Source organism: Pantoea sp. FN0305 (assembly GCF_050113845.1).
Taxonomy (GTDB): domain Bacteria; phylum Pseudomonadota; class Gammaproteobacteria; order Enterobacterales; family Enterobacteriaceae; genus Mixta; species Mixta alhagi.
This window is the reverse complement of sequence record NZ_JBNJSN010000009.1, coordinates 84,117-102,864: the sequence shown is the minus strand read 5'-3', so window position 1 is coordinate 102,864 and position 18,748 is coordinate 84,117. Positions and strand designations below refer to the sequence as shown.

18 protein-coding genes are annotated in these 18,748 nt (G+C 53.8%); 5 read left to right on the top strand and 13 right to left on the bottom strand.

Annotated features, from left to right (window positions below; translation table 11 throughout):
- Window positions 1-30: 30 nt before the first annotated feature.
- On the bottom strand, window positions 31-663 hold the full coding sequence (locus ACQE3Y_RS17430; protein WP_426982157.1) for an NAD-dependent epimerase/dehydratase family protein: 633 nt from the start codon (window positions 661-663) through the stop codon (window positions 31-33).
- Between the two features lie 151 nt (window positions 664-814).
- On the opposite strand from ACQE3Y_RS17430, the gene ACQE3Y_RS17425 reads away from it, so the two are divergent.
- Complete coding sequence (locus ACQE3Y_RS17425; RefSeq protein WP_085068262.1) at window positions 815-1,336, top strand: type 1 glutamine amidotransferase domain-containing protein; 522 nt, start codon at window positions 815-817, stop codon at window positions 1,334-1,336.
- Between the two features lie 89 nt (window positions 1,337-1,425).
- Here ACQE3Y_RS17425 and ACQE3Y_RS17420 read toward each other — a convergent pair whose 3' ends face one another.
- On the bottom strand, window positions 1,426-1,866 hold the full coding sequence (locus ACQE3Y_RS17420) for a YhbP family protein (protein WP_426982156.1): 441 nt from the start codon (window positions 1,864-1,866) through the stop codon (window positions 1,426-1,428).
- An 89-nt stretch (window positions 1,867-1,955) separates the two neighbouring features.
- On the opposite strand from ACQE3Y_RS17420, the gene ACQE3Y_RS17415 reads away from it, so the two are divergent.
- Entirely contained in the window at window positions 1,956-2,258 is a 303-nt protein-coding gene (locus tag ACQE3Y_RS17415) for a GIY-YIG nuclease family protein (protein WP_085072233.1), read from the top strand.
- On the opposite strand, the gene ACQE3Y_RS17410 is transcribed toward ACQE3Y_RS17415, so the two are convergent.
- Complete coding sequence (locus ACQE3Y_RS17410) at window positions 2,239-2,748, bottom strand: GNAT family N-acetyltransferase (protein WP_250651620.1); 510 nt, start codon at window positions 2,746-2,748, stop codon at window positions 2,239-2,241. The two genes, ACQE3Y_RS17415 and ACQE3Y_RS17410, sit on opposite strands and share 20 nt — an antisense overlap.
- Window positions 2,742-3,266, bottom strand: a complete 525-nt coding sequence (gene ubiT, locus ACQE3Y_RS17405; protein ID WP_420851604.1) for a ubiquinone anaerobic biosynthesis accessory factor UbiT — start codon at window positions 3,264-3,266, stop codon at window positions 2,742-2,744. Before ubiT ends, ACQE3Y_RS17410 begins: the two co-directional genes overlap by 7 nt.
- A gap of 204 nt (window positions 3,267-3,470) precedes the next feature.
- On the opposite strand from ubiT, the gene ubiU reads away from it, so the two are divergent.
- The 3 genes from ubiU to ACQE3Y_RS17390 all read left to right on the top strand — a co-directional run bounded on the left by ubiU (window position 3,471) and on the right by ACQE3Y_RS17390 (window position 6,537).
- Window positions 3,471-4,466: a ubiquinone anaerobic biosynthesis protein UbiU gene (ubiU, locus tag ACQE3Y_RS17400; RefSeq protein ID WP_426974842.1), complete on the top strand. Its 996-nt coding sequence runs from the start codon at window positions 3,471-3,473 to the stop codon at window positions 4,464-4,466.
- A 9-nt stretch (window positions 4,467-4,475) separates the two neighbouring features.
- Complete coding sequence (locus ACQE3Y_RS17395; protein WP_426982155.1) at window positions 4,476-5,354, top strand: U32 family peptidase; 879 nt, start codon at window positions 4,476-4,478, stop codon at window positions 5,352-5,354.
- A 172-nt stretch (window positions 5,355-5,526) separates the two neighbouring features.
- Window positions 5,527-6,537, top strand: coding sequence for a luciferase-like monooxygenase (locus ACQE3Y_RS17390; RefSeq protein ID WP_426974844.1), 1,011 nt, complete (start codon window positions 5,527-5,529; stop codon window positions 6,535-6,537).
- 66 nt (window positions 6,538-6,603) lie between these two features.
- On the opposite strand, the gene ACQE3Y_RS17385 is transcribed toward ACQE3Y_RS17390, so the two are convergent.
- The 9 genes from ACQE3Y_RS17385 to rimP all read right to left on the bottom strand — a co-directional run bounded on the left by ACQE3Y_RS17385 (window position 6,604) and on the right by rimP (window position 18,635).
- Entirely contained in the window at window positions 6,604-8,532 is a 1,929-nt protein-coding gene (locus ACQE3Y_RS17385; protein ID WP_250651616.1) for a DEAD/DEAH family ATP-dependent RNA helicase, read from the bottom strand.
- 178 nt (window positions 8,533-8,710) lie between these two features.
- A complete protein-coding gene (nlpI, locus tag ACQE3Y_RS17380) occupies window positions 8,711-9,595 on the bottom strand; it encodes a lipoprotein NlpI (RefSeq protein ID WP_426974846.1) in 885 nt (294 codons plus the stop codon).
- Window positions 9,596-9,721: 126 nt separating this feature from the next.
- Entirely contained in the window at window positions 9,722-11,851 is a 2,130-nt protein-coding gene (gene pnp, locus ACQE3Y_RS17375) for a polyribonucleotide nucleotidyltransferase (protein ID WP_085068274.1), read from the bottom strand.
- Window positions 11,852-12,138: 287 nt separating this feature from the next.
- Window positions 12,139-12,408 (bottom strand): 30S ribosomal protein S15, encoded by a 270-nt coding sequence (rpsO, locus tag ACQE3Y_RS17370; protein ID WP_275555870.1) that lies wholly within the window; start codon window positions 12,406-12,408, stop codon window positions 12,139-12,141.
- Window positions 12,409-12,514: 106 nt separating this feature from the next.
- Window positions 12,515-13,459: a tRNA pseudouridine(55) synthase TruB gene (gene truB, locus ACQE3Y_RS17365; RefSeq protein ID WP_426982154.1), complete on the bottom strand. Its 945-nt coding sequence runs from the start codon at window positions 13,457-13,459 to the stop codon at window positions 12,515-12,517.
- Window positions 13,459-13,863 carry a 30S ribosome-binding factor RbfA gene (gene rbfA, locus ACQE3Y_RS17360; protein ID WP_250651614.1) on the bottom strand — a complete coding sequence of 135 codons (405 nt, stop codon included), beginning with the start codon at window positions 13,861-13,863 and terminating at the stop codon, window positions 13,459-13,461. Before rbfA ends, truB begins: the two co-directional genes overlap by 1 nt.
- Before the next feature lie 99 nt (window positions 13,864-13,962).
- Window positions 13,963-16,653: a translation initiation factor IF-2 gene (gene infB, locus ACQE3Y_RS17355; RefSeq protein ID WP_426982153.1), complete on the bottom strand. Its 2,691-nt coding sequence runs from the start codon at window positions 16,651-16,653 to the stop codon at window positions 13,963-13,965.
- Window positions 16,654-16,670: 17 nt separating this feature from the next.
- Window positions 16,671-18,158 carry a transcription termination factor NusA gene (gene nusA / locus ACQE3Y_RS17350; protein ID WP_085068282.1) on the bottom strand — a complete coding sequence of 496 codons (1,488 nt, stop codon included), beginning with the start codon at window positions 18,156-18,158 and terminating at the stop codon, window positions 16,671-16,673.
- 24 nt (window positions 18,159-18,182) lie between these two features.
- Window positions 18,183-18,635, bottom strand: a complete 453-nt coding sequence (rimP, locus tag ACQE3Y_RS17345) for a ribosome maturation factor RimP (RefSeq protein WP_157130228.1) — start codon at window positions 18,633-18,635, stop codon at window positions 18,183-18,185.
- Window positions 18,636-18,748 lie beyond the last annotated feature (113 nt).

The window sequence follows — 18,748 nt, the reverse complement described above, 5'->3', positions numbered from 1 at the left end:
GGCCATGGCTTGCAGGCTGACGTTCACGCTTTATCTGGGGCGGGTAATGGCAGCAGATTCAATAATGGTGACGTTATTGTGGCCAGGCGAAAAGGCTTCGCGCATCATCGCCCCGGCAACATCTTTAGCCGTCACCGCCCGCCAGTTACCAGGCAATAGCTTAAACAACGGCGCAAAAAACGCTTCGCCCGGCCGCGGTTGCTGCCGATCGCCCAGCAGCAGAGAGGGGCGAATAAGCGTCAGGCGCGGCCAGCCCTGCTGTTGCAACGCCCGCTCCATCTCCCCTTTGACCCGATGATAGAAAAAAGGTGAATTGACGCTGGCTCCATGCGCGCTTACCGCCAGCATATGTTTGGCCCCAAGGCGCTGGCCAGCAATCGCACTGTCCACCACCAGCGTATAATCAACATGGATAAAGGCAGCCTTGCTGCCCGCCTGCTTACGCGTGGTACCCAGGCAGCAAAAGACAATATCAATCGGCTGCTGCAAAGGGCGCAGCACATCGGTCAGATCCGCTTCCACCGGATTGATCACTTTATTCATTGGCGGAAGCGCGCGTCGCGTGGGCGCAATAATTTCGCTGACGCGCGGCTCGGCAATCAACAACCGCAGCAGGTGACTTCCCACCAGGCCGCTGGCTCCGGTTAATAGTACTCGACTCATCGTCTCTCCCGACAGGCGGCCTGTAGGCTCCGCATGGCATTTAACTGGCTGTTATCAATGAGGTTAGCAGAGAAAGCGCGGTTGATGATTTGATTTTTCAGCATACTCAACCAGACTTAACCGGTAGCACCACATAAACAGGAGGATAAAGATGAGCAAGAAAATAGCGGTGTTGATAACCGATGAATTTGAAGACTCTGAATTTACCTCCCCTGCAGAAGCCTATACCAAAGCGGGCCATGAAGTTGTGACCATCGAAATGGAAGCCGGTAAAACGGTAACGGGTAAGCAGGGAAAGGCACAGGTAAAAATAGATAAAGATATTGATCATGTTAGCCCGGCAGAATTTGATGCGCTGTTGCTGCCAGGAGGACATTCGCCAGATGCCCTGCGTGGCGATGACCGCTTCGTTAACTTTACTAAAGAATTTGTCGCCAGTGGGAAACCGATCTTTGCGATCTGCCACGGTCCGCAGCTGTTAATCAGCGCCAACGGCGTGCGTGGTCGTAAAATGACCTGCGTGAAGGCCATCGCCATCGATCTGAAAAATGCCGGCGCAGACTTCTACGATAAAGAGGTGGTTGTCGATAACGACAAGCTGGTAACCAGCCGTACGCCAGAAGATTTGCCTGCCTTTAACCAGGAATCGCTACGTATTCTCAACAACCTTTAAGACTCTTTCTCTGCTGTGCGGCAGCCTGTCGCACAGCTTGTACCCTGCACCTGGAAGCGGCGCATCGGAATACACCCTATTTTCTGCTGTTACCGGCTTTCTTCTGTATTACGCAGCCAGTGATTCTTTTTACCAAAACCTAATGTGTTGTCGGTCATTTTGATCTCGTCGAGCCGGATCTCCCACAGCGGCGCTGAAACCGTGCGCGCTACAGGAAAACGTTGGCAGTAAGCGGCGCGCGCCCGCTGCTCCTGTTCACCCTGCAGTAAATGCGCCGTGCCAAGAAACTGGATGCCCTTAATCAACATCACCGTTTTCGTCTGCCCGCTTACCGTGCCCGCTACCTGTGGCTGCTGCATCATTAAAGCGCCGTGGCGCGTTTCGGCTTCCGTCATTATCCAGAACGCCATACCGGTTTCATCAAACACGTAAAAACAGTTGGCACACCAAACTGTTTCATTATTACCACAGCAAACAGACAGCACATGCTGCTTTTTTAAATAGCGAATTATCGTGCTAACGTCAGACACGCTTGCTCCAGTGATAAAAAAAGCGGCTATCCATGACCAACAGGAACCATTGCCGTTACAATGCCATACCTGCAATGGAGGTTAACAAGATGAGTGAAATCGCCCCCGCGCCCTGGCAACTTTATATTGTGCGTACCGCTGCCGGTTCGCTTTATACCGGCATCAGCAATAATGTACCGCGTCGCTTTCAACAGCACCTGAAGGGCACCGGCGCTAAAGCCTTGCGTGGCAAAGGCCCGCTGGAACTGCTGCTTACCTGTGAAGCGGGCGATCGCGCCATGGCCTCCCGTCTGGAGTATCAAGTTAAACAGCTGTCACGGCAGGAAAAACTCAGGCTGGTGGCCAACCAGCCGATTTCGCTGGCGCGCTGGCTTAGCGATCGTTCAGGTTAAAATGCGTGGAATAAGCCACCTCGCCGCTCGCATCCACAAAGGCATCATCCGCCAGCTTGTAGACCTGAAAAGCAGCTTCGGTGCCCGGCCAGGGGCAATGGAGCTGATGGCGTGCGGCCGGCTCAAAGCCATAACGACCAAACCAGGCGGGATCGCCCAGCACCACAACCGCCGCATAACCAAACTCATTTAGCGTATCCAGCCCTTCAAAAAGCAGCTGTTTACCTATGCCCTGGCGGCGCACGCGCTCATCTACCGCCAACGGAGCCAGTCCCACCCAATTGCGATCTTCGTCCTGCAGGGTTACCGGACTGAAAGCGGCATAGCCAAGAACCTGTCCCTCTTCGTCAGTGGCGACCACGCCCAGCGTAAGCTGGCCATCTTCCCGCAGCCGTTGCACCAGATCTGCCTCGGCACCGGTGGGAAAGCAGCGGCGCAGCAGGCTATCGATACCGGCCGCATCCACCCCTATTTCTGTACGAATTAACATGAAACACCTGCGCGATCTCCTGGAGATTTCGCGTCCTCGTTCAGGCCGGCCTCGACAAAGTCAGCCAGCTGCATTAATCCAATGCGCAGCGGCGCTGGCATATTTTCCAGTTCGATGGCATCCATCAGATTTTTGACCTCCAGCCCCAGCTCGGTGTCGCCTTCGATCACCAGCCGACGCTGGAAGAAAAGCGTATCCGGATCGACTTTCCGTGCAGCGATCAGCAGCAGATCGTTAGCGCTGCCGCGGAACCAGACATCTGCTTCATCACGGTTGCTGATCTGTAACCGGCCGTCCTGCAGCGTAACGGCCCAGCGCAGCGCGATATCATGAATATCAATACCCAGCCAACGCCCTTCCAGAAAGTCTAACTCACCTTCCTCCAGCGCATGGCTAAATTGCATATTCAGCAGCTGCTGTAGCAGGCGTTTTTTCAGGGTAAACGGCGTGAACTGCACCGGCAGACGCAGCAGACGCGGTCCATGATTAACACACTGAGCGCGAAGCATATTTAACACAGTCTTTACTCCTTTAAATAAATAAGTGTTATTTTGCCACAGCACCACTTTTCCCGGGCTGGCTGGATCAATAAATCTCGCTGCCAGATGAACAATTCAGCAACACTAATCCGATCAATACGCCATTCGCTGCCTTAAATCAAAATTTCTCGCGCTGAGCTTGTCTACACTCGGCGCAAATATTCATTGCCTACAGGATATCTCATGGAACTCCTTTGCCCGGCGGGAAACTTGCCCGCGCTGAAGGCAGCGATCGAGAACGGAGCAGATGCAGTTTACATCGGACTGAAAGATGACACTAATGCGCGTCACTTTGCCGGTTTGAACTTTACCGATAAACGTCTGAAAGAAGCGGCGCGCGTGGTACATCAGCATCGGCGCAAGCTGCATGTCGCCATCAATACTTTTGCCCAGCCGGCAGGGTATAAACGCTGGGAGAATGCGATCGATATGGCCGTGGATAATGGCGCTGACGCGTTGATTATCGCCGACCTGGCGATGCTTGAATATGCCGCTAACCGCTATCCGCATGTTGAGCGGCATGTCTCGGTGCAGGCATCAGCCACTAACCTGGAAGCGATACGCTTCTACCATCAACATTTCGATGTCGCGCGTGTGGTTTTGCCACGTGTGCTCTCTATACACCAGGTGCGCCAGCTGGCGCGTAATACGCCGGTTCCGCTGGAAGTGTTCGCTTTCGGCAGCCTGTGCATTATGGCGGAAGGACGCTGCTATCTCTCTTCATGGATGACCGGCGAATCGCCTAATACCGTCGGCGCCTGTTCACCCGCCCGCTTTGTACGCTGGCAGCAAACGCCCGCCGGACTGGAGTCGCGTCTGAATGAGGTGCTGATTGATCGTTATGAGGCCCATGAAAATGCGGGCTATCCCACCTTATGCAAAGGGCGCTATCAGGTCGATGGAGAGCGCTATCATGTTCTAGAAGAACCGACCAGCCTGAACACCCTTGAGCTATTGCCCGATCTGTTAGCCGCCAATATCGCTTCGGTAAAAATCGAAGGCCGCCAGCGCAGCCCGGCCTATGTCGCCCAGGTTGCCCGGATCTGGCGCCAGGCTATTGACCGCTGTAAAGCAGAGCCAGGCATTTTTGCCGTTCAGGAAAACTGGATGACGGAATTAGGCGCGCTGGCTGAGGGTACGCAGACCACGCTGGGCGCTTACCACCGCAAATGGCAATAAGGAAACAGCATGAAATACTCTTTAGGGCCGGTACTGTGGTACTGGCCAACCGATACGCTGGCCGATTTTTATCAGGCCGCAGCGCAAAGCAGCGCGGATATTATCTATTTAGGAGAGTCGGTATGCAGCAAACGCCGCGCTACCCGCTTTAATCAATGGATGGAGTTCGCCCGTTTTCTGGCGCAAAGCGGCAAACAGGTCGTGTTCAGTACGCTGGCGCTGGTACAGTCTGCGTCGGAATTACAGGAGATCAAACGCTACGTTGATAACGGCGAGTTCCTGATTGAAGCCAACGATCTGGGCACCGTGAATATGGCGGCCGAGCAGAAGCTTCCCTTTGTGGTCGGCCATGCGCTCAACTGTTATAACGCCGTTACGCTGCGCATGCTGCTGCGACTTGGCATGACGCGATGGTGTATGCCGGTTGAGCTGTCGCGCGACTGGCTGCTCACTATTCAACAGCAGTGCGACGATTTAGGCATTCACGGCAAGTTCGAGACTGAAGTGCTGGCTTATGGTCATCTGCCGCTGGCGTTGTCGGCTCGCTGCTTTACCGCCCGGTCAGAGGATAAGCCCAAAGATGAATGCGAAACCTGCTGTATTAACTATCCGCAGGGGCGTCGCGTGCTCTCGCAGGAGGATCAGCAGGTTTTTGTGCTGAACGGTATCCAGACCATGAGCGGCTACTGTTATAACCTCGGTAACGATCTGACCAGCATGCATGGCCTGGTAGATGTGGTTCGTCTGTCGCCAGAAGATAAACAGACGCTGGCGCTTATCGATCGCTTCCGTGCCAATGAAGAAGGCGCAGCCCCATTAATGATGGCGCAACGCAATGACTGCAACGGCTACTGGCGCAAGCTGGCAGGAATGGCGCTGCAATCATAAAAAGTGGCGCAGCGATCTGACGTTGCGCCCTCTGTTTTAACGTTCTGCCCGCCGCCGCTTTGCTCTCAGGGCATATTCTGGCTACTCTGCTAAAAGTGCAATACGGTAAAGTGTATGCATGATTTTTTACAAGGCTGACGCTTTCGGCCTGTAGCCAACAAAGTGAGCAGATATGTCTGAGAAAAAAAGTGTTCCTCTGTCAGTACTCGATTTGGCGCCGATCCCGCAAGGCGCCTCGCCGCGTGATGCTTTCCACGCCTCGCTGGCGCTGGCACAGCAGGCAGAAGAATTAGGCTTCCATCGCTACTGGCTGGCGGAACATCACAATATGACCGGCATTGCCAGCGCGGCTACATCCGTGCTGATCGGTTATCTGGCGGCAAATACCAAAACGCTGCGTCTCGGCTCAGGCGGTATTATGTTGCCTAACCATGCGCCGCTGGTGATTGCTGAACAGTTCGGCACGCTGGAATCGCTTTATCCAGGCCGTATCGATCTTGGTCTGGGCCGCGCTCCGGGCTCTGATCAGCGCACTATGATGGCGTTACGCCGTCATCAAAGCCCCAATATGGTTGATAGCTTTCCGGAAGATGTGGAAACGCTGATTGCCTGGTTTGATGCAGAGAAAGAGGCGCAGCCGCCGGTGCAGCCAGTGCCAGGGCTGGGTTTGAACATACCGGTCTGGTTGTTGGGTTCCAGCCTGTACAGCGCGCAGCTGGCGGCGAAACTGGGACTGCCGTTTGCTTTTGCTTCCCATTTTGCGCCCGACCTGCTTTTCCAGGCGTTGCATATGTATCGTGAGAACTTCCAGCCCTCTGCGCGTCTGGATAAGCCTTACGCCATCGTCTGTATCAATATTGTCGCAGCTGATAGCGAGCGGGAAGCCCGCTTCCTGTTTACCTCTATGCAGCAGCAGTTTATCAATCTGCGCCGGGGTCAACCGGGCCCGCTACCGCCGCCGGTAGAGAATATGGATCATCTCTGGACGCCCTCGGAGCAGTATGGTGTTCAGCAGGCGTTGAGTATGTCAGTGGTCGGTGATCTTACGAAGGTACAGCATGGACTGGCGGCATTGATCCGTGAAACTCAGGCGGATGAAATTATGGTTAACGGCCAAATTTTCGATAGTCAGGCCCGTCTGCGCTCGTTTGAACTGGCAATGCAGGCTGCCCGCTCCCTGTAATCATCCCTGAATAACAGGCATAAAAAAACCAGCCTTTCGGCTGGTTTTTTATTTCACGCTTAGCGATTAGTAATCGCGACGGCGTACTGCGCCTGTACCGGTGCTGTCTTCACGACGCGGTCCACGGCTGGCACCGTCACGGTTACCGCTACTGCGCGCGCCGGCACCTTCACGACGCTCGCCGAAACGACGACCGCCTTCACGACCAGCGCCGCCTTCACGACCAGCACCGCCGAAGCCGCCACGACCGCCAGGACGACGCTCACCGCCGCGCTCACCGCCACGTTCAGAACGCTCACGCGGCTGCGCATCACCCATCAGCTGCATATTCATCGGTTTATTCAGAATACGCGTGCGGGTAAAGTGCTGCAGGATTTCACCCGGCATGCCTTTCGGCAGCTCGATAGTGGAGTGAGAAGCAAACAGCTTGATGTTACCAATGTAACGGCTGCTGATGTCGCCTTCGTTAGCGATAGCACCAACGATATGACGCACTTCGACGCCATCATCACGGCCCACTTCGATACGATACAGTTCCATATCGCCAACGTCACGACGCTCGCGACGCGGACGATCGCCGCCTTCACGGCTGTCACGGCTGTCACGACCTTCGCGTGCTTCACGCGGGCTACGACGCTCATCACGCTCACGGAATTCACGGCGCTGCGGACGCGGAGCTTCCGGCGCCACAATCAGCGGACGTTCGCCCTGTGCCATTTTCAATAGCGCGGCAGCCAGCGTTTCCATTTCCAGATCGTTTTCCGGCGACAGCTTGCTCAGCAGGGCACGGTACTGGTCCAGATCGCTACTTTCCAGCTGCTGCTGTACTTTCGCGGCGAATTTTTCCAGACGACGCGCGCTCAGCAGCTCTCCGTTCGGCAGTTCAACTTCCGGGATCGTCAGCTTCATGGTGCGCTCGATGTTGCGCAGCAGGCGACGTTCACGGTTTTCTACGAACAGCAGCGCACGGCCAGCACGGCCAGCACGACCGGTACGGCCGATACGGTGAACGTAAGACTCTGAATCCATAGGGATGTCATAGTTTACTACCAGGCTGATACGCTCAACGTCAAGACCACGCGCCGCTACGTCAGTGGCGATCAGGATGTCCAGACGACCATCTTTCAGACGTTCCAGCGTCTGCTCACGCAGTGCCTGATTCATATCGCCGTTTAACGCAGCGCTGCTGTAGCCGCTACGCTCCAGCGCTTCAGCAACTTCCAGCGTGGCGTTTTTAGTACGTACGAAAATAATCGCCGCATCAAAATCTTCAGCTTCCAGGAAGCGAACCAGCGCATCGGTCTTACGACCCCAAACAGTCCAGTAGCTCTGGCTGATGTCAGGACGCGTGGTAACGCTGCTCTGGATACGCACTTCCTGCGGATCCTTCATAAAGCGACGCGTAATACGGCGAATCGCTTCCGGCATGGTGGCAGAGAACAGTGCGGTCTGATGACCTTCCGGAATCTGCGCCATGATGGTTTCTACGTCTTCGATAAAGCCCATGCGCAGCATTTCATCTGCTTCGTCCAGCACCAGGCCACGCAGATTAGACAGATCCAGCGTACCGCGTTTCAGGTGATCCAGCAGACGACCCGGCGTACCCACGACGATCTGCGGACCCTGGCGCAGCGCACGCAGCTGCACGTCATAACGTTGACCACCGTACAGAGCCAGTACGTTAACGCCATGCATATGTTTAGAAAATTCGTTGCACGCTTCTGCAACCTGCACCGCCAGCTCACGCGTCGGCGCCAGCACCAGAATCTGCGGTGCTTTCAGTTCAGGGTCGAGGTTATGCAGCAGCGGTAAGGAGAACGCTGCAGTTTTACCGCTACCGGTTTGTGCCATACCCAGTACATCGCGGCCTTCCAGCAGATGTGGGATACAGGCGGCCTGAATGGGTGAAGGCTTTTCATAGCCCAGGTCATTCAGTGCTTTAAGGATGAATTCGTTAAGACCCAGATCGGAAAAAGTGGTTTGGATATCAGTCATGTAGTACAAGTGCCTCTTAGATTACGGCGGCCAGTCTACATAACTCATCCTGAAAATATGCAATCATTTTCATTGAAAAATGTGAACCGGCTCAAATTAGATGTTTTGACGAACAAAAAAGCCGTCACCCCGGAAGGTGATGACATTTTTTACAAAAATGGACTCAGGTGTTCGTCAGCTATTGCTGGTCAGATTCTGTTAAATCGTCTTGTGTCTGGCCTAACAGCGCCAGTTCCAACAATGCGTATCGGTGCTCAACAAAGTTATGTACGTTGTTAGCAACCGCCAGTTTGAACAACGCTTCCGCGCTGTCCTTCTCCCCCAGACTTAGGTAGTACTTACCTAAATAGAAGTTGGTTTCACTGAGATGTTCAGCGAGCGAGGTGTTATCCGGTGCGTCCGCCTTGAGACGTTCTATCAGCGTTTTTTCACTGATGTCGCCAAGGTAGAACTCGACAATATTCCATCCCCATTGATCGCGGTCCGCCCTGTCGTAACGCTGTTTCAGCGCCACTTTCGCCTTATCGGCATCTATCTCTTGTTCATCGAGATAAAGCCACAGGCTGCGGAAAGGATCGTTAGGATCGTCTTGATAAAACGCCAGCAGATCATCTTGCGCTAACTTGTATCGTCCGCCGTAATAGAGGGCGATACCACGGTTTAAATGCGCATAATTGTAAGTTGGATCAAGCTCAAGTACAGAATCAAACGCTTCATAGGCGGCATCAAAGTTGCCCGCCTGCGTTAAGTATATACCTAAATAATTAAATACTTCAGGCATATCTGGTCTTATAGACAGCGCTTGCGAAAAATCGTTCCGCGCTAATGCCCTCAGACCTAAGCTATCATACAACACTCCGCGCTCATATAATAGCTGTGCACGCTCATCATCGGTCAGTGCCCGACTGGCAAGAATTTGTTCCATGCGCGCCAGGATGACTTCCTGTTGCAGAGTTGGCTGTAGCGGAACCGCCAGCACATCGCTCTTACGCCAATTTGAGTTGCTGCATCCTGCCAGCGTGATAGCTGTCGCAACGAAACACCAGCGCAAAAAAGGCTTCATTTCCCACTCCCGAATACCAACATTGGGATGCACGTCCTGTCATCCGCCTGCCATGCACAAGGATTCCCGCCCTCGCAACGAAACAGCTCTCCCCACCGGGGGGAGAGCTCAATGTCGAACGCGCTTTTACTCTGCTTCAGGGTTAACGGCTGCAGTTTCTGCCTGCGGCTGCTGTTCTGAGGCTTCTTTAATGCTCAGACGGACACGGCCCTGACGGTCCACTTCCAGTACCTTAACCGGTACTTCCTGGCCCATCTGCAGGTAGTCGGTTACTTTCTCAACGCGCTTGTCGGCGATTTGAGAAATATGAACCAGACCTTCTTTACCGCCGCCAATTGCAACGAAGGCACCGAAGTCAACGATACGTGTGACTTTACCGTTGTAGATGCGGCCCACTTCGATCTCTGCCGTGATCTCTTCGATACGACGGATAGCATGCTGCGCTTTGTCACCGTCGGTCGCAGCGATTTTCACCGTACCGTCATCTTCGATTTCGATAGTGGTGCCGGTCTCTTCAGTCAGAGCACGGATGACAGAACCGCCTTTACCGATCACATCCTTGATTTTGTCCGGATTGATCTTGATGGTATGGATACGCGGTGCAAACTCAGAGATATCACCACGCGGCGTGCTGATAGCCTGCTCCATCACGCCCAGGATGTGCAGACGCGCACCTTTGGCCTGATTCAGCGCAGCCTGCATGATTTCGCGGGTAATGCCTTCAATTTTGATATCCATCTGCAGCGCGGTGATACCTTCACGGCTACCGGCTACTTTAAAGTCCATATCGCCAAGGTGATCTTCATCGCCCAGGATATCGGACAGAACCACATAACGGTCGCCTTCTTTTACCAGGCCCATCGCGATACCGGCTACGGCCGCTTTGATCGGCACGCCAGCATCCATCAGCGCCAGAGATGCGCCACAGACGGAAGCCATAGAAGAAGAACCGTTAGATTCGGTGATTTCAGATACCACGCGCACGGTATACGGGAATTCATCCAGTTTCGGCATGACTGCCAGTACACCGCGTTTAGCCAGACGGCCATGGCCGATTTCACGACGCTTCGGTGAACCTACCATTCCGGTCTCGCCTACGGAGTACGGAGGGAAGTTGTAGTGGAACAGGAAGTTATCGGTACGCTCGCCCATCAGCTCATCGAGGCTCTGAGCATCACGTGCGGTACCCAGCGTTGCGGCAACCAGCGCCTGCGTTTCGCCACGGGTAAACAGGGCGGAACCGTGAGTACGCGGCAGCACGCCGGTACGAACGTCCAGACCACGAATCATATCTTTTTCACGGCCATCGATACGCGGCTCGCCGTTCAGAACACGGCTACGCACCACGTTTTTCTCGATGTTGTGCAGAATGTCGCTGATCTCGCCATCATCCAGCGTCTCATCTTCTGCCAGCAACGCTGCGATGGTTTCTGATTTGATCAGATCAACCTGCGCATAGCGCTCCTGCTTTTCAGTGATACGGTAAGCATCGCTAAGACGGGATTCGGCCAGAGCCGCGATACGTGCGTTCAGCGCCTGGTTAACAGCTTCAGGCTGCCAGTCCCAACGCGGTTTGCCTGCTTCAGCAACCAGCGCGTTGATGTTTTCAATAACGACCTGCTGTTGCTCATGGCCGAAAACAACCGCGCCCAGCATCTGCTCTTCAGTCAGGATATCCGCTTCGGACTCCACCATCAGCACTGCGCCCTGCGTACCTGCAACCACCAGATCCAGACGAGACTGTTTAATCTCATCGGAAGTTGGGTTCAGCACGTACTGATCGTTGATATAGCCTACGCGAGCGGCGCCAATCGGGCCGTTGAACGGCATACCAGACAGGCTCAGCGCGGCAGAAGCACCAATCATTGCCACGATATCAGGGTTAACCTGCGGGTTTACTGATACCACAGTGGCGATAACCTGAACTTCGTTAACGAAGCCTTCCGGGAACAGCGGACGAACCGGGCGGTCAATCAGACGCGCAATCAGGGTTTCGCCTTCGCTTGGACGGCCTTCACGGCGGAAGAAACTTCCCGGGATACGACCGGCAGCGTAAGTACGCTCCTGATAGTTTACGGTCAGCGGAAAGAAATCCTGACCGGCTTTCGCCTTTTTCTGACCAACAACGGTAACAAATACAGCGGTATCATCCATGCTGACCATAACGGCAGCAGTGGCCTGGCGAGCCATCATACCGGTCTCAAGCGTCACGGTATGCTGACCATACTGGAATTTACGAATAATCGGATTTAGCAAAATGACTTCCTTTACGTCAAAGCAGGCACATAAAGCTTGCCTGCTGTGGGTTTTAAACCTTTATTGCATCCTCGCGACTAATGACAATCCTTATACCTGTCGGGCATAAAGTCTCTCATTAGCCGCGCGAACCTCTGCAAATAAAGATCACATACTGCAACAATACAATAGATTGCTATGGATTGCTGCGGATTGCTTGAAAAAAGGGGCCCGGAGGCCCCTTTTCTTTCGAAACTTGCACCATACCGTTCTGATAGCGTATTCGCCATAAAACAGCATGTTAAGACTTAGCGACGCAGGCCCAGGCTTTCGATCAGGCTGGTGTAGCGAGCAACATCTTTACGCTTCAGGTAATCCAGCAGCTTACGACGCTGAGAAACCATGCGCAGCAGACCGCGACGGCTGTGGTGATCTTTCTTGTGCTCAGCAAAGTGGCCTTGCAGGTGATTGATCTGAGCAGTCAGCAGTGCAACCTGAACTTCGGTTGAGCCGCTGTCGTTAGTGCCACGACCGTATTTAGCAACGATCTCTGCTTTAGCTTCGGTACTTAGAGACATAATGAACTCCGGTTAAATGATAAATGTCAGGGTGCCAATCTCTAATTCAGCGACCCCATGTAAAGCCGCATTATTCTACTCTCAGGCTGAGATGAGTGCAAATAGCTCAGGCAGAATATTCTACAACCAAACGGCGCGGCGCTACGCGTCCATCGTCAGCGATTTCCGCCATCCCGATAAACTTACGCACATCCCCTTCAGTAACCCGCACCAGTCCGCTATGCGGCGCGCCTGACGCCTGCACCGGTTGCCCCTGCTTAAAATAACCAGCAGCAATTTCACTCAGATTAACTTCCGGATAATCGGAGGCCGGGCTATCCATAGGCATCAACAACGCATCCAGCTGCGTCTGCGCCTTTTCGCTTAAGTCTCCCGGCTCGCCCTGTAAGGCATACAGTTGCTCAAGCGTAATCATTTTCTCAATGGGATAGCGGGCCACCTGCAGACGACGCAGCATAATCACATGCGCGCCGCAGCCCAGCTTCTCACCCAAATCATCAATGATAGTGCGGATGTAGGTGCCTTTAGAGCAGTGAATTTCCAGCTCCAGCTCATTGTCCTGCCAGCGAATAAACTGCAGTTCATGAACCGTAATGGCGCGAGCTTCACGCGGCACTTCCAGCCCCTGACGCGCATATTCGTACAGAGGACGCCCCTGATATTTCAGGGCAGAGTACATAGAAGGCACCTGCTGCGTCTCGCCACGGAAACTTTCCAACGCTTCATCAAGCTGCGCCTGGCTGAAGGAAACAGCGCGTTCGCTGATGATCTGCCCATCGGCATCTGACGTATCGGTACGCTGCCCCAGACGCGCAATTACCCGATAACGTTTATCCGCATCCAGTAAATATTGCGAGAACTTGGTTGCTTCACCCAGGCAGATCGGCAGCATGCCGGTTGCCAAAGGATCCAGCGCGCCGGTGTGACCCGCTTTATTCGCCCGGAAAATACGCTTCACTTTTTGCAGAGCATCGTTCGAGGAGAGCCCCTGAGGCTTATCGAGCAGCAACACGCCATGAATATCGCGGCCACGACGACGAGGACGACTCATTACTCCTCCTTGTCGTCTTCTTCCGCCGGGCCCCGGCGCTGAGCATCTTTTTTCACTACGTTAGTGACCAGGTTAGACATACGCATCCCTTCCACCAACGAATTATCGTAAAAGAAAGTGAGCTCAGGCACGATACGCAGACGCATCGCTTTGCCGAGCAGAGAACGGATGTAGCCAGACGCATCCTGCAGCGCTTTGATGCCGCCCTTGATGGCGTCAGCATTATCATCATTCAAAAAAGTAACAAACACTTTGGCATAGGCCAAATCGCGCGAAACCTCTACGCCTGAAACGGTCACCATCATGCCCACGCGCGGATCTTTGATCTCACGCTGGATGATCATGGCGATCTCTTTTTGCAGTTCCTGTGCGACACGCTGTGGGCGACCAAATTCTTTCGCCATAATTATTTCTCCTGATAATGGCTGAGCCCCGACCATGAAATGGCGGGGCTCAGTCCGGGGAAGCGCAGGGCTTCCCAAATGCCACTTGCGATGCGATCGTTATTCGATGGTACGCTGGATTTCGATCACTTCGAAGACTTCGATCATGTCGCCGGTGCGAACGTCGTTGTAGTTCTTAACGCCGATACCACACTCCATGCCGTTACGCACTTCGTTAACGTCATCTTTAAAGCGACGCAGAGATTCCAGCTCGCCTTCATAGATAACCACGTTGTCACGCAGTACACGGATTGGGTTATGACGTTTAACCACGCCTTCGGTAACCATACAACCAGCAATCGCGCCGAATTTCGGTGATTTGAACACGTCACGCACTTCGGCCAGACCGATGATCTGCTGTTTGTATTCCGGTGCCAGCATACCGCTCATCGCTGCTTTCACTTCATCGATCAAATTATAGATGACCGAGTAGTAGCGCAGATCCAGGCTTTCCGCTTCGATAACACGGCGCGCTGAGGCGTCGGCACGGACGTTGAAGCCCAGGATGATAGCGTTGGATGCCGCGGCCAGCGTTGCGTCGGTTTCGGTGATACCGCCCACGCCTGAACCCACGATCTTCACTTTCACTTCATCAGTAGAAAGTTTCAGCAGGGAGTCGGAAATGGCTTCGACAGAGCCCTGTACGTCGGCTTTCAATACGATGTTCAGCTCGGAAACGTCGCCTTCGGTCATGTTGGCAAACATGTTTTCCAGCTTAGATTTCTGCTGACGTGCCAGTTTAACTTCGCGGAATTTGCCCTGACGATACAGCGCAACTTCACGCGCTTTTTTCTCGTCACGAACCACGGTCGCTTCATCACCGGCCGCAGGAACGCCAGACAGGCCGAGAATCTCTACCGGAATGGAAGGACCTGCTTCGGTCACTTCATGGCCCATTTCGTCGCGCATTGCACGTACACGGCCATATTCAAAACCGCACAGTACGATATCGCCTTTACGCAGCGTACCTTCACGTACCAGAACGGTAGCAACCGGGCCACGACCTTTATCCAGGAAGGATTCGATCACGACGCCGCTGGCCATACCGGCACGTACTGCGTTCAGCTCAAGTACTTCAGACTGCAGCAGAATAGCGTTCAGCAGATCGTCAACGCCGGTACCTGCTTTCGCAGAAACGTTAACGAACATGTTCTCACCGCCCCACTCTTCCGGAATGATACCGTACTGAGTCAGTTCGTTTTTCACACGATCCGGATCGGCGTCAGGCTTATCAATCTTGTTAACAGCAACAACAACCGGCACGCCAGCGGCTTTCGCATGCTGAACGGCTTCAATGGTCTGAGGCATTACGCCATCGTCGGCAGCAACAACCAGCACCACGATATCCGTTGCCTGCGCACCACGAGCACGCATTGCGGTAAACGCGGCGTGACCCGGGGTGTCAAGGAAGGTGATCATGCCGTTGTCGGTTTCAACATGGTAAGCACCGATGTGCTGGGTAATGCCGCCCGCTTCGCCAGAGGCGATTTTGGTGGAGCGGATGTAATCCAGCAGAGAGGTTTTACCGTGGTCAACGTGACCCATGATAGTGACCACTGGCGCACGGGATTCAGCAGCAGCACCGGTATCACGATCGCTCATTACCGCTTCTTCCAGCTCGTTCTCGCGGCGCAGGATCACTTTGTGTCCCATCTCTTCCGCGACCAGCTGGGCAGTTTCCTGATCGATAACCTGGTTGATGGTAGCCATCGCGCCCATCTTCATCATCGCTTTGATGACCTGAGAGCCTTTAACCGCCATTTTGTTAGCCAGTTCCGCAACGGTGATGGTTTCACCGATGATTACGTCACGGTTAACAGCCTGCGCCGGTCGGTTAAAGCCCTGCTGCAGCGCACTGCCTTTACGATGCTTGCCGCCTTTACCGCCACGAATAGCCGCACGGGCTTCTTCACGATCGGTTTTAGCTTCTGCATGTTTGTTGCCCTTACGCGGGCGCGGCGCTTTAGCGGTGGTGCGAGTACGGCTACGACCACCTTCAACTTCGCGGTCGTTTTCGTCTTCAGCCTGGCGGGCATGTTGAGAAGTGGTAACGTGATAGTCAGCGTCATCGCTCTCGGTTGGTTTTACTTCCCAATCGCCTGCTTTCTGCTCGGCCAGTTTGCGCGCTTCTTCTGCTACACGGCGCGCATCTTCTTCCAGCTTACGGCGGGCTTCTTCTTCCACTTTACGCTTCAGCTCTGCGGCTTCTGCTTCGCGGCGGGCTTTATCAGACTGTCCGGCCCGGGTCATTTCGTCGGTTTGTTGGTTCGTCACTTTCTCACTTTCCGCTGCTTCGCGCTTAGCCTTTTCCGCGGCTTCGCGTTTGGCTTGCTCTTCGGCTTCACGCTTCGCTTTTTCCGCTGCTTCGCGCGTGGCTTTTTCTTCCGCCTCACGACGAGCCTGTTCTTCCGCTTCACGCTGCGCCTGCGCTTCTGCTTCAGCCTTAGCTTTTTCAGCCTCAGCATTCTCTTTTACATAGGTGCGCTTTTTGCGGACTTCGATTTGCACCGACTTACTTTTACCCCCGGTGCCAGGAATATTCAAGGTGCTACGCGTTTTACGCTGCAGCGTTAACTTACCTGACGGGCTGCCATTATCGCGGTTCAGGTGCGTCAGTAAGGTTTCTTTTTCTTGCTGGGTTACAGAGTCATTTTCAGACTTACGGATCCCTGCATCAGCAAACTGCTGTACCAGGCGTTCTACCGAGGTCTGTATCTCTGCGGCCAGCGATTTTACGGTTACATCTGTCATGCTGTTCCTTCCTGTTATTACGCGTCATCGCCGAACCAGCAGATATTACGCGCCGCCATAATCAGAGCGCCGGCCTTCTCATCATCCAGGCCTTCAATATCTGTCAGATCGTCAACACCCTGCTCAGCCAGATCTTCCAGCGTGCAAACACCTCTTGCCGCCAGCTTATTGGCCAGATCACGCTCCATACCTTCAAGGTTTAGCAGATCGTCAGCAGGTACGCCGTTGCCAAGGCTCTCCGCCTTTTCCAGCGCCAGGGTCGTTAACGCATTTTTCGCACGTTCGCGTAGTGCTTCTACAGTCGCTTCATCCAGGCCGTCGATTTCCAGCAGCTCATGCATCGGCACATAGGCCAACTCTTCCAGAGAGGAGAAACCTTCCTCGACCAGCACGGTCGCGAACTCTTCGTCGACATCCAGGTGTTTAGTAAAGACACCAATAGCAGCATGCGCTTCTGCCTGATGCTTCGCCTGCAGATCGTCGACAGTCATTACGTTCAGCACCCAACCGCTCAGTTGCGAAGCTAAACGTACGTTTTGGCCGTTACGGCCAATCGCCTGAGCCAGATTTCCAGCTTCTACAGCGATATCCATGGTGTGATTATCTTCATCAACCACGATTGAAGCGACGTCGGCAGGCGCCATCGCATTAATCACGAACTGCGCCGGATTATCATCCCACAGCACGATATCAATACGCTCGCCGCCCAGCTCGCTGGATACCGCCTGAACGCGCGCGCCGCGCATGCCTACGCAGGCACCAACGGGGTCGATACGCTTATCATTGGTTTTCACCGCAATTTTAGCGCGAGAACCAGGATCGCGTGCCGCCGCTTTAATTTCAATCACTTCTTCGCCGATTTCCGGCACTTCGATACGGAACAGCTCGATCAGCATCTCAGGTTTGGAACGGCTGACAAACAGCTGAGCGCCACGCGCTTCCGGACGCACCGCATAAAGCACGCCACGCAGACGATCGCCAGGGCGGAAGTTTTCACGCGGCAGCATATCTTCACGCAGGATAACGGCTTCAGCATTGTTACCCAAATCCAGCGTAATATTATCGCGGTTAACTTTTTTCACCACACCAGTGATGATTTCGCCTTCCTGCTCGCGGAACTGATCAACCACCATCGCGCGCTCTGCTTCACGGACTTTCTGTACGATAACCTGCTTGGCCGTCTGCGTCGTGATGCGGTCAAATTTTACTGACTCAATCTGATCTTCGACAAAATCGCCCAGATTGATGGTTTCATCTTCGTAACGAGCGGCTTCCAGCGTGATTTCACGCGTCGGCTGCGTCACTTCTTCAACGGCCTGCCAGCGGCGGAAAGTATCGAAATCGCCGCTTTTACGATCGATGCTAACGCGAACATCGATCTCCTGCTCATATTTTTTCTTGGTTGCAGTGGCCAGTGCGCTCTCCAGCGCCTCGAAGATTTTCTCTCGCGGCAGGGCTTTTTCGTTAGAAACGGCTTCTACAACAGCTAAGATCTCTTTATTCATCCTGGTTAGCCTCAATCCGGACTTTTAAAAGTGGGGGACCAGGTTCGCTTTCTGAATATTGCTCAGCGCGAACACTTCATCTTTACCCTCGACGGTCACCGTAATCATTTCACCTTCGACAGCTTTAATGATGCCCTGCCATTTGCGGCGGTTCTGGACGGCCATACGCAGCACCAGGCTGACTTCCTCACCTGTGAATCGTGCATAGTGTTCAGCAGTAAATAGTGGGCGCTCAAGACCCGGCGAGGAAACTTCAAGGTTGTAAGGCACGGTGATGGGATCTTCCACATCCATGACTGCGCTTACCTGGTGGCTGACATCAGCACAATCATCAACATTGATGCCATCTTCACTATCAATATAGATGCGCAACGTTGAAGTGCGACCACGAATGAACTCGATACCGACCAGTTCGTAGCCAAGCGCTTCTACCGGTGCTGAAATCATCTCTGTTAATTTCTGCTCTAATGTGGACAAGCCCACCCCCAAGACATAAAAAAAGGGCATATAGCCCAGTATTGCGATTCCTGATAACAAAAAACCCCGAAAAATCGGGGCTTAATGCGACTGGACCCTGTATGCCGCATCTG

Excerpts from the sequence above, each read along its gene's own strand:
- ACQE3Y_RS17430 (WP_426982157.1), bottom strand. The coding sequence starts at position 663 with ATGAGTCGAGTACTATTAACCGGAGCCAGCGGCCTGGTGGGAAGTCAC.
- ACQE3Y_RS17425 (WP_085068262.1), top strand. The coding sequence starts at position 815 with ATGAGCAAGAAAATAGCGGTGTTGATAACCGATGAATTTGAAGACTCT.
- ACQE3Y_RS17415 (WP_085072233.1), top strand. The coding sequence starts at position 1,956 with ATGAGTGAAATCGCCCCCGCGCCCTGGCAACTTTATATTGTGCGTACC.
- ACQE3Y_RS17410 (WP_250651620.1), bottom strand. The coding sequence starts at position 2,748 with ATGTTAATTCGTACAGAAATAGGGGTGGATGCGGCCGGTATCGATAGC.
- ubiU (WP_426974842.1), top strand. The coding sequence starts at position 3,471 with ATGGAACTCCTTTGCCCGGCGGGAAACTTGCCCGCGCTGAAGGCAGCG.
- ACQE3Y_RS17395 (WP_426982155.1), top strand. The coding sequence starts at position 4,476 with ATGAAATACTCTTTAGGGCCGGTACTGTGGTACTGGCCAACCGATACG.
- ACQE3Y_RS17390 (WP_426974844.1), top strand. The coding sequence starts at position 5,527 with ATGTCTGAGAAAAAAAGTGTTCCTCTGTCAGTACTCGATTTGGCGCCG.
- ACQE3Y_RS17385 (WP_250651616.1), bottom strand. The coding sequence starts at position 8,532 with ATGACTGATATCCAAACCACTTTTTCCGATCTGGGTCTTAACGAATTC.
- nlpI (WP_426974846.1), bottom strand. The coding sequence starts at position 9,595 with ATGAAGCCTTTTTTGCGCTGGTGTTTCGTTGCGACAGCTATCACGCTG.
- rpsO (WP_275555870.1), bottom strand. The coding sequence starts at position 12,408 with ATGTCTCTAAGTACCGAAGCTAAAGCAGAGATCGTTGCTAAATACGGT.
- truB (WP_426982154.1), bottom strand. The coding sequence starts at position 13,459 with ATGAGTCGTCCTCGTCGTCGTGGCCGCGATATTCATGGCGTGTTGCTG.
- rbfA (WP_250651614.1), bottom strand. The coding sequence starts at position 13,863 with ATGGCGAAAGAATTTGGTCGCCCACAGCGTGTCGCACAGGAACTGCAA.
- infB (WP_426982153.1), bottom strand. The coding sequence starts at position 16,653 with ATGACAGATGTAACCGTAAAATCGCTGGCCGCAGAGATACAGACCTCG.
- nusA (WP_085068282.1), bottom strand. The coding sequence starts at position 18,158 with ATGAATAAAGAGATCTTAGCTGTTGTAGAAGCCGTTTCTAACGAAAAA.